The sequence below is a fragment of the Stappia sp. WLB 29 genome, assembly GCF_023507705.1.
GTDB lineage: Bacteria > Pseudomonadota > Alphaproteobacteria > Rhizobiales > Stappiaceae > Stappia.
Genome location: NZ_JALBGD010000006.1, coordinates 188,092 through 199,808 on the forward strand (window position 1 = coordinate 188,092; position 11,717 = coordinate 199,808).

Consider the following 11,717-nt stretch of genomic DNA (forward strand, 5'->3'; position numbering starts at 1 on the left):
CGGACCGCTCAGGCCCGCGCCTTGGTGCAGCAAGGCCGGGGCGCGCGGCGCGCGAGCACGGTGCGAAAGATGCCGGCAGCGAGGCACGCGATACTGTCCATTGAGTCGGGCTTGGTGAAGACCGCGTCCGCGCCGGCGGCAAGGGCGCGTTCGGCCACGACCGCGTCTTCCGCCGTGGACAGGATGATGATCGGCGTTGCATCGAGGCCGGCGCGCGCGCGAAGGGCGGCCAGGACATCGAGGCCGCTGAGGCCGGGCATGTTCATGTCGAGAAGGATGGCATCGGGCAGCGGCTCGCCGGCCGAGAGCGCCTGCTCGATCCGGGCAAGGGCCGCCGCACCGTCGGCGACGGCGACCAGCGACAGTTCTCCGGGCTCCGGGCAGGCGCGGCGAAACAGATGCCCGAACATCCAGAGGTCGTCCGGATCATCGTCGACGATCATCAGCGTCAAGCCGGGGCCGCTTGCAGACGCCGGTTGTGCGTTCATAGCTGGACTGCCAAGGCGATAGCTCGCGAAGTTTCGGAAACGCTGCGACAGTCTATCAGTAAATTAGACAGGGCTCCATAAAGACGGATGCCGACCTTTTAGGCAGGAGCGACAGGGCGGAACGGGAAATTCTCAGTCCGAAAGGGTTCTAGCGGTCGTCGTCGTCCGGCAGCGGAAAAGCCGTGCTGCGGGAAATGGTGCGGATCGCGAAGGACGAGCGCATGCGCGAGACGCCCGGCAGGCGGGCGAGATGGTCGCGGTGGATGCGCTCGAAGTCGATGGGATCGGCGGCGGTGATCCGCAGCAGGTAGTCGGCATCGCCCGCCATCAGGTGGCATTCCATGATCTCCGGAGAGCGGGCGACGGCCTGCTCGAAACGGGTCAGCACGTCGTTCGACTGCGAGGTCAGCGAGATCTCGACGAAGATGTTCATGCGCCGGCCGATGCGGGCCTGGTCCAGCAGGGCGACATAGCGGTCGATGACGCCGCTCTCCTCCAGCATGCGCACCCGGCGCAGGCAGGCCGAGGCCGACAGGCCGACGGCTTCGGCAAGATCGGCATTGGCGATACGTCCGTCCACCTGCAACAGGGAGAGGATATGCCGGTCGATCCGGTCCAGTCTCGCGGTTTCCTTCGAAGATTGTTTCATGATCTGCCGCTTTCACGCCGGAATATTGCGCAGATTGTGAAGAGCGGCGCGACAACGCAAGCAAATTCGACAGGTTTTGCCGTAGCATTTCCGATCATCCCGACCGCATGGCGGTCGAGTACGGAGGAGGTTCGAAATGCGCGTCGGTGTCCCGAAGGAAATCAAGAACCACGAGTATCGCGTCGGCCTGACCCCGGACAGCGTCCGGGAACTGGTGGCCAATGGCCATGAGGTGCTGGTCGAGACCGGTGCCGGCCAGGGCATCGGTGCGGACGATGCCGTCTACGAGGCCGCCGGCGCGTCGATTGCCGCGATCCCGGCGCAGGTCTTCGAGGCGTCGGAGATGATCGTCAAGGTCAAGGAGCCGCAGGCGTCCGAGCGCGCCATGCTGCGGCCCGACCACCTGCTCTTCACCTATCTCCACCTTGCACCGGATGCCCCGCAGACGGCCGACCTCGTCAGGTCGGGCGCGACCTGCATCGCCTACGAGACCGTCACGGACGCGCGCGGCGGCCTGCCGCTGCTGTCGCCGATGTCGCAGGTGGCGGGCCGCCTGTCGGTGCAGGCGGGCGCGACCGCGCTGGAGCGGGCCCATGGCGGCGCCGGCGTGCTGCTCGGCGGCGTGCCCGGCGTTGCCCCGGCCAAAGTGGTGGTGATCGGCGGCGGCGTCGTCGGTGCCCATGCGATCACCATGGCGCTGGGTCTTGGCGCCGACGTCACTGTGCTCGACCGCTCCATCGATGTGCTCGGCAGCCTTTCGGCCCGTTTCGGTGCGGCGCTGCGCACGGTCTATTCCACCCGTTCGGCGGTGGAGCAGTATGTGCTGGAAGCCGACCTGGTGATCGGCGCCGTGCTGGTGCCGGGAGCGGCGGCGCCCAAGCTGGTCACGGCCGACCATGTGCGGCGGATGAAGACCGGTTCGGTGCTGGTGGACGTTGCCATCGACCAGGGCGGCTGTTTCGAGACCTCGCATGCCACGACGCATGCCGAGCCGACCTATGTGGTCGACGGGGTGGTGCATTACTGCGTCGCCAACATGCCGGGCGCGGTACCGCGGACCTCGACCTATGCGCTGAACAACGCGACGCTGCCCTTCACCCTGGCGCTCGCCAACAACGGTTATCGCAAGGCGCTGGCGGACAATCCGCACTTGATGAACGGCTTGAACGTCCATGCGGGGCAGGTGACGTGCGAAGCGGTCGCGACCGCACTCGGCTACGACTATGTCGCTCCGGCCAAGGCGCTGGGCAAGGCGACGGCCGCCGCCGCCTGATCCCGGCTTCACGGTTTCTCGGCGTAAACGAAAAACAGCCGGCCAGGAGTTCCTGGCCGGCTGTTTTGCCTCACGAAGGATGGTTTCGCTTACCGGCAGGCGACGCGATAGGCGCGGCCGTAGCGGTCGTATTCGACGCAGTTCTTCGGCGTGGTGGCCGCACCGACCGCCGCACCGCCGGCTGCGCCGATGGCGCCGCCCACGAGTGCTCCGCCGACGTCTCCAGTCGCGGCCGCACCCACAGCTGCGCCGGTGGCAGCGCCCAGGCCGCCGCCGACAAGGGCGCGGTCGGACTGGCTGTCGGACTGACACGCAGCAAGAAGCAGGGCGGTCGCCGCAACGATCACGAGTTTAGTCATGAAATTCGCCTCCGATTGGTTGGCCGGGCTGCGTTTCGTCGGAAACGCATGCACCACCGCAACGGTTGGCCGGAGCTTCCGTTGCGGCGGTCAGGCATGTCCCTCTCGGGGCAGGCGATTGTCGACCCTTACGGGCAGGCAACCCGATAACGGCGGCCGTAGCGGTCGCGTGCGATGCAGTTCTTCGGTGTCGTGGCCGAACCGACCATGGCACCGCCAACACCGCCGATGACGCCGCCAACCAGCGCGCCGCCGACATCACCCGTCGCCGCCGCACCGATCACTGCACCCGTTGCAGCGCCGAGGCCGCCGCCGACCAGCGTGCGATCACGCTGGCTGTCGGACTGGCACGCCGCCAGCAGAAGCGCAGCTGCGCCCACAAGAACAATCCTGACCATCCTATAACTCCTCACGTGTCACATGGTTCCGGCGAATGTCGCCTCCCGGAAGGCGCCGCGACAGGGAGACGGGAAGTTGTCCCTGCGTTGTCGCCTATCTGAGCACCAAAACCGCAGACAGTCTAGCAGGTCTGCTGAGGCGAAGCTGTGACGCAGATCATTGGAGAGGCGTTCTTGTCGCCTGCCGGTTAACGGTCCGATATCAACGGCTTCGCAGCCGGGCGAGAAGGCCGAGGGTGGAACTGTCGCGTCCCGTCGCCGCCTCGCGCCCGTCCAGCATCGGCAGCAGCTCGTTGGCCAGGACCTTGCCGAGCTCCACGCCCCACTGGTCGAAGGAATTGATGTTCCAGATCGCGCCTTCCACGAAGACGCGGTGTTCGTAAAGGGCGATGAGGCGGCCGAGCGAACGCGGCGTCAACTGGTCGTGGACGATGGTCAGCGACGGCCGGTTGCCGGGAAACACCTTGTGCGGGGCGAGACGCGCGATTTCCGCCGCCGACTTGCCCTCGCTCGCAAGCAGGGCCTCGGCTTCCTCGCGCGTGCGGCCGTTCATCAGGGCTTCCGACTGGGCGAGGCAGTTGGCGACGAGCAGGGCGTGATGATGGACAAGGTCCGGCTCGTGCCCTCGCGCGGCGACGATGAACTCGCACGGGATCACGTCCGTGCCCTGGTGCAGCAGCTGGTAGAAGGCGTGCTGGCCGTTGGTGCCGGGCTCGCCCCAGACGAGTGGACCGGTGGCGCTGTCGACCGGATCGCCGGACAGCGTCACGCGCTTGCCGTTCGATTCCATGTCGAGCTGCTGCAGATAGGCGGGCAGCCGCGCCAGGCGCTGGTCGTAGGGAAGGATGGCGCGGGCGGGAAAGCCGCAGAAATTGCGGTGCCAGATGCCGGCAAGCCCCAGCAGCACCGGCAGGTTTGCCGTGGCCTCCGTCTCCAGGAAGTGCCGGTCGAGCGCGTGGGCGCCTTCCAGGAAATGGGCGAAGCCGTCCGGGCCGATCGCGATCATCACCGGCAGACCGATGGCCGACCACACGGAATAGCGTCCGCCGACCCAATCCCAGAAGCCGAAGACCCGCGCCGGATCGATGCCGAAGGCGCCGACCTTCTCCAGCGCGGTGGAGACGGCGGCAAAATGCGCGCCGACGGCGTCCTCCCCCAGCGCCCTGACGATCCACTGCCGCGCGGTGCGGGCATTGGTCATCGTCTCGATGGTGGTGAAGGTCTTGGAGGCGACGATGACCATCGTCGAGCGCGGATCGAGGCCTTTCAGCGTGTCGGCGATATGGGCGCCGTCGACATTGGAGACGTAGTGCAGCCGCGGGCCGTCGGCGAAGGGGGCGAGGGCCGCGGTGACCATCGCAGGCCCCAGATCCGATCCGCCGATGCCGATGTTCACCACGTCGGTGAAGGGTCGCCCGGCGGCCGAGAGGATCGAGCCGTCGCGGATGCCGCGGGCGAAGGCCTCCATCTGCGCCAGCGTCTGGCGCACGCTCGGCATCACGTCGCGGCCGTCGACGAGGACGGGCGCCTCGCCCCGGCTGCGCAGGGCGACATGCAGCACCGCGCGGGCCTCGGTCTCGTTGATCGCCTCGCCGCCGAACATCGCCGCGCGGCGCTCTTCCATGCCGCGCTCGCGGGCGAAGGCGGCAAGGGCCGCGACGGTGTCGCGGTCCCAGTGCATCTTAGACAGGTCCAGCAAGAGGTCCTCGAAGCCGAAGGACAGTGCGTCGAAGCGGCCGGGATTGTCGGCGAAGAGGCGGCGAAGTCCGGTTGCGCGGAACGCCTCGGCCTTCTGCCTCAGGTCTTGCGGGAACGCGGGGCCGGTCATGGCTGTACTCCTCCTCGTGATGTCGGTGATGCCGCCACGACCGGCCCGTGCGTCAGACGAACAGCACGGTACAGTACCAGCCGTAGGCCGCAAGCAGGACCAGTCCCGCCCATTGCGGTACGCGGCGCGTGAAGGTGAGCAGCGCCGCAATGGCGACGGTGACGGCGACCATCACCGGGATGTCGAACGTCACCATCTGCGGCGCCACAGGAATGGGGGAGATGGCGGCGGTCAGACCCAGAATGCCGAGAATGTTGAAAATGTTCGATCCGACCACATTGCCGACGGCAATTTCCGGCTGGCGCTTGAAGGCGGCGATGACCGAGGTGGCGAGTTCGGGCAGGCTGGTGCCGACGGCCACGATGGTCAGGCCGATGACCGCATCGGAGACGCCCATGCCGCGGGCAAGGCTGGTCGAGCCGTCGACGAGGAAATCCGCGCCGAAGACCAGGGCCGCGAGGCCGGCTGCGACGAAGCCGAGTGCGGGCCACAGTTTCGGCGAGGCTTCGGTGTCGGGCAGGTCCGCCCCTTCCGAACGGCCGCGCATTGCGCCGTAGACGAGATAGGCGGCCAGCAGCGCGAGAAAGAGCAGGCCGTGCCAGGTCGCGAACCGGCCGCCTATGGAGACAAGCGCCAGCAGGCCGGCGCTGGCCAGCATGGCCACCACATCGCGTCCGATGCCGGCAATGCGCGTCGGCAGGGGCGCGACCAGCAGGGCAAGACCGAGGATGAGCAGGATGTTGGCGGTGTTCGAGCCGACCACGTTGCCGACGGCGATGTCCGGCAGGTTGGCGAAGGCTGCGTTCAGCGAGACGAGCAATTCCGGCATCGAGGTGCCGAAGCCGACGATGGTGAGGCCGATCAGCAGCGGGGGAACGTTGAGGCGGGCCGCCAGCGCCACGGCGCCGCGCACGAGAAGGTCGCCGCCGAAGAACAGGAGGACGAGACCGAGGCCCACAAGGGCGATGTCGATGAGCATGATGATACCGATCCGGGCACTTGCAGGACGAAACCGTCCGGTGAGGCCATGGAGGGGATCCGGCCGAGACGACCGGGACGGATTGTCCGGGAGCGCGCGCCCGCGGCGGAGGTGCTGGGGTACGCGGTCCGGACGACGAAGAGGTCAGTCCGCCCGGATGGCGGGGACGCGCTGCGATGGATCGGGAGAGTCCGGGAGCAGGTTCAGCTCGCCGCGAACGGCGAGAACGGCCAGGCGCCAGGTGGCAAAGGCGGCAGCGGGCAGGAGGACGACGGAAAGCACGGTCGTGCCGATGGGCCCCAGCGACATGATGCCGATGAACGCCCAGAGAAAGCCGAGGGTCATTGCCCAGATCTCGGCGGCGAAGAGAAGCGTTGCGGAGACGACGATAATGAAGAAGGTCAGGCCCGGACGGACTTTCGTCCGGGCTGCAACCGCCGGGGTGGCGGTATCCTGCGACTGTGACATGGATCAATGCCTCATGGAGTGCGGACGAACGGGTCCGCAGCCAGAAGCAGATGGGAACGGGGAAAATCCCCTTCAAGACGGGCAAGGGGCGTGCGGCAAGTTTATTTTTCGCCACGGCTTGCCCCATTTTGCCCGTCCGTCATCGTCTCAGGCCGACAGGCTTGCCGCCTGGCTTGCCCGCGCCTCGATGCCGTCCCAGTCCTCGGCAGCGATCGCGTCCGGCCCGGCGATCCAGGAGCCGCCGACGCACACGACATTCGGCAGACCGAGATAGGTCGGGGCGGTCTTCTCAGTGATGCCTCCGGTCGGGCAGAAGCGCGCGGCCGGCAGCGGCGAGGCGAGGGACTTGAGCAGATTGGCGCCGCCGACCGCCTCGGCCGGGAACAGCTTCAGGCGCGAGTACCCCGCCTCCAGCAGCTTCATCACTTCCGAGGCGGTGGAACTGCCCGGCAGCAGCGGCACGTCGTGGCCCGACGCGGCCGCCAGCAGCCGGTCGGTCGCGCCGGGCGACACGACGAAGGTGGCCCCCGCCTCCACGGCCGCCTGGTACTGCGCAGCATCGAGCACGGTACCGGCCCCGACGAAGGCGCCTTCCACCTCGCTCGCGACGGCACGGATCGCCTCGAGCGCCTTCGGCGTGCGCAGGGTGATCTCGATGGCCGGCAATCCGCCGCGCACCAGCGCGCGCGCCATCGGCACGGCCTTTGCCGGGTCGTCCACGATCAGCACCGGAATGACCGGTGCCGCCTGCATGATCTGGTCGAGGCGTTCGGTGTTCTGGCTTGCGGCCATGAAGTCGGTCTCCGTGAGTGGTATGCGTCAGGCGGCGAAGCCGTGAGTGCCGAATACGTGGGCGCCCTGATCGGCCGGGCCGGCAAAGGCGCGGAAGGCGGCGAAGAGGTCCCGACCGACGCCGTGCTGGTGGGCCGAAAGGTCGGCGGTCGCGGGCGTGCGGGCGGCGAACTCCGCCGCGTCGACCAGCACCTCGAGTCTGCCGGCGGGCGCATCGACGCGCAAGAGGTCGCCGTCGCGGATGCGGGCGATGGGGCCGCCGTCGACGGCTTCCGGCGTGACGTGGATCGCCGCCGGCACCTTGCCGGAGGCGCCCGACATGCGCCCGTCGGTGACCAGTGCGACCTTGATGCCGCGGTCCTGCAGCACGCCGAGCGCCGGCGTCAGCTTGTGCAGTTCCGGCATGCCGCAGGCGCGCGGGCCCTGGAAGGGCAGCACGGCGATGAAGTCGGAAGTGAGCTCTCCCGCCTTGAAGGCGGCCTGCAGGGCCTCCTGCGAGGCGAAGACGCGGGCCGGGGCCTCGACCACCCGCCGCTCCGGCGCGACGGCGGAAACCTTGATCACCGCGCGGCCGAGATTGCCCTCAAGGACCGTGAGGCCGCCGTTCTTCTGGAACGGCTCTGCCACCGTCGACAGGACCTTGGGATCGCCGCTTTCGCGGGTGGCCGGCACCCAGGCAACGCCGCCTTCGTCCGTCAGCCGCGCTTCGCTGGTATAGGCGTCGAGGCCGGTGCCGTTGACAGTGCGCACGTCGCGGTGCAGCAGGCCGGCCTCCAGCAACTCGCCGATCAGGTAGCCCATGCCGCCGGCCGCCTGGAAGTGGTTCACGTCCGCCATCCCGTTCGGGTAGATGCGGGCGATCAGCGGAACGGCGTCCGACAGGTCGGAAATGTCGTCCCAGGTCAGGCGGATGCCGGCGGTGGCGGCGATGGCGACCAAGTGCAGGGTGTGGTTGGTGGAGCCGCCGGTCGCGTGCAGGCCGACGACGCCGTTGACGATGGCGCGCTCGTCGATCATCTCGCCGACCGGCGTATAGGCATTGCCGAGCGCGGTGAGCGCCAGCGCGCGCTTCGCCGCCTCGCGGGTCAGCGCATCGCGCAGCGGCGTATTGGGATGCACGAAGCTGGCGCCCGGCAGGTGCAGGCCCATGATCTCCATCAGCATCTGGTTGGAATTGGCGGTGCCGTAGAAGGTGCAGGTGCCCGGCGAGTGGTAGGACTTGCTCTCCGCCTCCAGCAGTTCGGCCCGGCCGATCTTGCCTTCCGCATAGAGCTGGCGGGTCTTGGCCTTCTCGTCGTTGGACATGCCGGTGGGCATCGGGCCTGCCGGAACGAAGACCGCCGGCAGATGGCCGAAGGACAGCGCCCCGATCATCAGGCCGGGAACGATCTTGTCGCAGATGCCGAGGAAGACGGCGGCGTCGAACATCTGGTGCGACAGGCCGATGGCCGTCGACATGGCGATCACGTCGCGGGAGAACAGCGACAGCTCCATGCCGGCCTGGCCTTGCGTGACGCCGTCGCACATGGCCGGAACACCGGCAGCGACCTGGGCGACCGCGCCGACCTCGCGCGCCGCATCGCGGATCAAGCCGGGGAAGCGCTCATAGGGCTGATGCGCCGACAGCATGTCGTTATAGGCGGTGATGATGCCGAGGTTCGGCACCACGTCGCCGGCCAGCCGCTCCTTGTCGGTGATCCCGCAGGCGGCAAAGCCGTGGGCGAGGTTGCCGCAGGAGAGCGTCGAGCGGCGCGGACCGTTTTCGGCAGCAGCGCGGATGCGGTCGAGATACTGGGTGCGGCTGTCGCGGCTGCGCTCGACGATGCGCTCGGTGACGGCGGCGATGGTGGAGTGAAGGCTCATGGCGGTTTCCGTCCTTTCGGTTGCGGTCTGTCCGGCGGGAGTGATCCGGATGGTTCACTTCGGACGACCGGCGATCCTGTTGGACCGGCAGGCGGATGCCTGTTCCGGCACGACGTTTAAATCGATTTAATTTCCCATTCAACCGGGATGCGCGCACCGCATCCCGGCACAGTCGATTGGTCTAGATCAGGTCCTCGAACCAGGTGCGGCCGTCCCGCTCGATCAGGGCGATGGCCGCCGATGGTCCCCATGTTCCGGACGTGTAGCCCTTGGGCGCTTCCTTCAAGGTCGACCAGGCCTGAAGGATCGGATCGACCCAGGCCCAGGCCGCCTCCACCTCGTCGCGGCGCATGAACAGGGTCTGGTTGCCGCGGATCACGTCCATGATCAGCCGCTCGTAGGCATCCGGGTTGCGCACGGCGAAGGCCTTGGCGAAGGACATGTCGAGGGGTACCTGCCGCAGGCGCATGCCGCCGGGGCCGGGGTCCTTGATCATCACCTGCATGCGCACGCCCTCGTCCGGCTGCAGGCGGATCACCAGCCGGTTCGGCGGGATGGCGCCGGCTTCCTCGCCGAAGATCGAGTGCGGGATCGGGCGGAACTGGACGACGATCTCCGAAACGCGGGCGGCAAGGCGCTTGCCGGTGCGCAGGTAGAAGGGCACGTTCGCCCAGCGCCAGTTGGCGATCTCGGCCTTGATGGCGACGAAGGTCTCGGTCTCGGATGCGGAGTTGCTGAGCTCTTCCAGATATCCCGGCACCGCGCCGCCGGCCGAGGCGCCGGCCCGGTACTGGCCGCGCACGGTGGTGCGGGCGGCGAGATCGGCATCCATGGGCCTCAGCGCCTTGAGCACCTTCAGCTTCTCGTCGCGCACCGAATCCGCGTCCATCGACTCGGGCGGCTCCATGGCGACCAGGCAGAGCAGCTGCAGGATGTGGTTCTGCACCATGTCGCGCATGGCGCCGGCCGTGTCGTAATAGCCGGCGCGGCCCTCGACGCCGAGCGCCTCGGCCACGGTGATCTGCACATGGTCGATATGGGCGGCGTTCCACAGCGGCTCGAACAACGCATTGGCGAAGCGCAGGGCCATCAGGTTCTGCACTGTCTCCTTGCCGAGATAATGGTCGATGCGGAAGATCTGGTCCTCGCGGAACACCGCACCGATGGCGGCGTTCACCTTGCGCGCCGACTCGCCGTCCTTGCCGATGGGCTTCTCGATGACGACGCGGGCAAGTTCCGTTGTCAGGCCGTGGGCGCCGATGCGCTCGCAGATCGGCCCGAAGAAGTCCGGCGAGACGGCAAGGTAAAAGGCGCGCACCACATCCTCGCGGCCCGCAAGGGCGGAGGCGAGCTCGCTCCAGCCACGCTCTCCGGCCGCATCGACGGCGAGATAGGAGAGGCGGTCGAGAAAGCGCGCCAGCGCCTCGTTCTCGATGTCCGAGACATGCTCGCTGATCGCCTCACGGGCGAACGCGCGATAGTCGCTGTCGGACATATCGCGCCGCGAACAGGCCAGAATGCGGGCGTCCGCCGGGATCTGCCCGTCGAGATCGCGGTGATAAAGGGCGGGCAGCAGCTTCCTGTGCGCCAGATCGCCGGTGGCTCCGAAAACGATCAGGTCGAACGGGGCGACTTCGATGACGCGCGCGGCCATGGCGGTCCTTTCAATCTTGCGGTGTCGCCGTCAGGCGAGAAGTTCGGCGCGGCGGGGGAGGTCCGCTCCGCGCCGGGTGCAGGTGATGGCAGAGGCTTTGCCCGCATAATCGAGGAGATCGGCGAGCGTGTCTGCCCCGAGAGCGGAAATTGCGGTCCGGGTCCGACCGGCGGTCTCGCCGAGCCGGGCCAGCAGCGCCGCCTGGAACGTGTCGCCGGCCCCGACCGTGTCGACGACGGCAACGGTGCGCCCGGGCACGCTTGCCGTGGCCGTGGCGGTGAAGGCGCTCGCGCCCTCTCGCCCGCGGGTCACCACGACCAGCGCGGGGCCTCCGGCGAGCCAGCCGCGCGCCAGCTCGGCCGGATCGGCGCCGGGAAACAGCGTCTCGGCGTCCTCGGCGCTGATCTTCAAGAGATCGACATGCGGCAGCAGGTCGTCCAGCCGCTGCCGCCATGCGGTAAGGTCGGCAACGACCGTGGGCCGGATGTTCGGGTCATAGGCGACAAGGCGTTTGCCATGTTCGCGCCGGACCAGCTGCAGCAGGCTGTCGCCGACCGGCGAAACGAGCGCCGAGAACGAGCCGAGATGGATCGTGTCGATGCCCTCCGACAAGGCAGGCAGTTCGTCGGGCGAGACCAGCCGGTCGGCGGCGCCTTCCCCGTAGAACGAATAGGCCGGGCTTCCCGAGGCATCGAGGCCGACGATACTGAGGGTGGTCAGCGCGTCGCTGTCGACGACGAGGGACGTGTCGACGCCTTCCGTTTCCAGCGCGGCCTTGAGTCGCCGGCCGAAGAAGTCGCGCGACAGGCCGCCGAAATAGGCGACCGGAACCTCAAGCCGCGCAAGGCCTACGGCGACGTTGAAGGGCGAGCCGCCGATGCGGGCATCGAGCGTCAGCTGCCCGCCGCCGCCGTCCTCGGCAAACAGGTCGAACAGCGCTTCGCCGCAGACGAGGATCATTGAACG

General features: G+C 68.1%; 12 protein-coding genes. 1 reads left to right on the forward strand and 11 read right to left on the reverse strand.

The annotated features are described in order from the left end of the window. Positions 1–8 precede the first annotated feature (8 nt). The gene (locus tag MNI96_RS13610) at positions 9–488 is read right to left on the reverse strand and encodes a response regulator (protein ID WP_249693992.1); all 480 of its coding nucleotides are present in this window, start codon (positions 486–488) and stop codon (positions 9–11) included. Positions 489–636: 148 nt separating this feature from the next. Further along, positions 637–1,137 carry an Lrp/AsnC family transcriptional regulator gene (locus tag MNI96_RS13615; RefSeq protein ID WP_158193153.1) on the reverse strand — a complete coding sequence of 167 codons (501 nt, stop codon included), beginning with the start codon at positions 1,135–1,137 and terminating at the stop codon, positions 637–639. Positions 1,138–1,273: 136 nt separating this feature from the next. On the opposite strand from MNI96_RS13615, the gene ald reads away from it, so the two are divergent. Beyond that, positions 1,274–2,410 carry an alanine dehydrogenase gene (gene ald, locus MNI96_RS13620; RefSeq protein ID WP_249693994.1) on the forward strand — a complete coding sequence of 379 codons (1,137 nt, stop codon included), beginning with the start codon at positions 1,274–1,276 and terminating at the stop codon, positions 2,408–2,410. 89 nt (positions 2,411–2,499) lie between these two features. On the opposite strand, the gene MNI96_RS13625 is transcribed toward ald, so the two are convergent. The 9 genes from MNI96_RS13625 to MNI96_RS13665 form a co-directional block, all read right to left on the reverse strand. Next, the gene (locus MNI96_RS13625; RefSeq protein ID WP_249693996.1) at positions 2,500–2,769 is read right to left on the reverse strand and encodes a YMGG-like glycine zipper-containing protein; all 270 of its coding nucleotides are present in this window, start codon (positions 2,767–2,769) and stop codon (positions 2,500–2,502) included. A gap of 128 nt (positions 2,770–2,897) precedes the next feature. Then, a complete protein-coding gene (locus MNI96_RS13630; protein WP_249693997.1) occupies positions 2,898–3,167 on the reverse strand; it encodes a YMGG-like glycine zipper-containing protein in 270 nt (89 codons plus the stop codon). Between the two features lie 202 nt (positions 3,168–3,369). Beyond that, the gene (gene pgi / locus MNI96_RS13635; RefSeq protein ID WP_249693998.1) at positions 3,370–4,995 is read right to left on the reverse strand and encodes a glucose-6-phosphate isomerase; all 1,626 of its coding nucleotides are present in this window, start codon (positions 4,993–4,995) and stop codon (positions 3,370–3,372) included. 52 nt (positions 4,996–5,047) lie between these two features. Then, complete coding sequence (locus tag MNI96_RS13640) at positions 5,048–5,974, reverse strand: calcium/sodium antiporter (protein WP_249694003.1); 927 nt, start codon at positions 5,972–5,974, stop codon at positions 5,048–5,050. Positions 5,975–6,118: 144 nt separating this feature from the next. Continuing rightward, positions 6,119–6,442, reverse strand: coding sequence for a hypothetical protein (locus tag MNI96_RS13645; protein ID WP_249694006.1), 324 nt, complete (start codon positions 6,440–6,442; stop codon positions 6,119–6,121). A gap of 147 nt (positions 6,443–6,589) precedes the next feature. Continuing rightward, positions 6,590–7,234, reverse strand: a complete 645-nt coding sequence (eda, locus tag MNI96_RS13650; protein WP_249694008.1) for a bifunctional 4-hydroxy-2-oxoglutarate aldolase/2-dehydro-3-deoxy-phosphogluconate aldolase — start codon at positions 7,232–7,234, stop codon at positions 6,590–6,592. A 27-nt stretch (positions 7,235–7,261) separates the two neighbouring features. Continuing rightward, positions 7,262–9,097 (reverse strand): phosphogluconate dehydratase, encoded by a 1,836-nt coding sequence (edd, locus tag MNI96_RS13655; RefSeq protein ID WP_249694010.1) that lies wholly within the window; start codon positions 9,095–9,097, stop codon positions 7,262–7,264. A 181-nt stretch (positions 9,098–9,278) separates the two neighbouring features. Then, entirely contained in the window at positions 9,279–10,751 is a 1,473-nt protein-coding gene (gene zwf, locus MNI96_RS13660) for a glucose-6-phosphate dehydrogenase (protein WP_249694011.1), read from the reverse strand. 30 nt (positions 10,752–10,781) lie between these two features. Next, positions 10,782–11,711: a carbohydrate kinase family protein gene (locus tag MNI96_RS13665; RefSeq protein ID WP_249694012.1), complete on the reverse strand. Its 930-nt coding sequence runs from the start codon at positions 11,709–11,711 to the stop codon at positions 10,782–10,784. Between the last annotated feature and the right edge of the window lie 6 nt (positions 11,712–11,717).